Below are 835 nucleotides of genomic sequence, written 5' to 3'. Positions count from 1 at the left end.
TGGAGCGGTTGTCGGATGCTCGGCGGAATGGGCACAAGGTTCTTGCTGTGGTGCGGGGGTCGGCTGTCAATCAGGACGGGGCTTCGAATGGGTTGACCGCGCCCAGTGGGCCTTCGCAGGAGCGGGTTATTCGGGCGGCGTTGGCCAGTGGTGGGCTTTCGACCGGGGATGTGGATGTGGTGGAGGGGCATGGGACGGGGACGCGGTTGGGGGATCCGATTGAGGCTCAGGCGCTTCTTGCGACGTATGGGCAGGGGCGTGAGGTTCCGCTTCTTCTGGGGTCGGTGAAGTCGAATATCGGGCATACGCAGGCGGCTGCTGGGGTGGCTGGGGTTATCAAGATGGTGATGGGTTTGCGTCGGGGGGTTGTGCCGGGGAGTTTGCATGTGGATGCTCCTACGCCGTTTGTGGATTGGGAGTTGGGTGCTGTGCGGGTGGTGGGGGAGTCGGTGGGGTGGCCTGAGGTGGGGCGGGCGCGGAGGGCTGGAATCTCGTCGTTCGGGGCGTCGGGGACCAATGCGCATTTGATCGTGGAGCAGGTGCCGGAGGAGGAAATCGGGGGGGAGGTTTCGGGGAGTGCTCCGGATCTTGTTGTTCCGTGGGTGGTGTCGGCTCGGAGTGAGGAGGCGTTGCGTGCACAAGCGGCTCGGTTGGTCGGGTGGGGTGGATGTTCTGCTGACATAGGTTGGTCGTTTTGGAGGGGCCGATCGGTTCACGAATGGCGGGCTGTTTTTCTGCGGGATGCGGTGGGATCTCTGGCCAGGGGTGAGGGGCATCCGGATCTGGTCGGGCCTGCCCTGGTGTCTTCGGTGGGGGAGACGGTGTGGTTGTTCAG

Annotated in this window: 1 protein-coding gene; it reads left to right on the top strand. The window is 64.3% G+C overall.

Annotation, left to right across the window (positions count from 1 at the left end):
* A partial coding sequence (locus ACLZOT_RS49675) for a ketoacyl-synthetase C-terminal extension domain-containing protein (protein WP_416975941.1) occupies positions 1-835 on the top strand: 835 nt, incomplete at both ends.

It is taken from the genome of Streptomyces sp. 4F14, from assembly GCF_048159485.1.
In the GTDB taxonomy this organism is placed as follows: domain Bacteria; phylum Actinomycetota; class Actinomycetes; order Streptomycetales; family Streptomycetaceae; genus Streptomyces.
The sequence above is the reverse complement of the archived record's forward strand: the minus strand, read 5'-3'. Positions and strand labels throughout refer to the sequence as shown.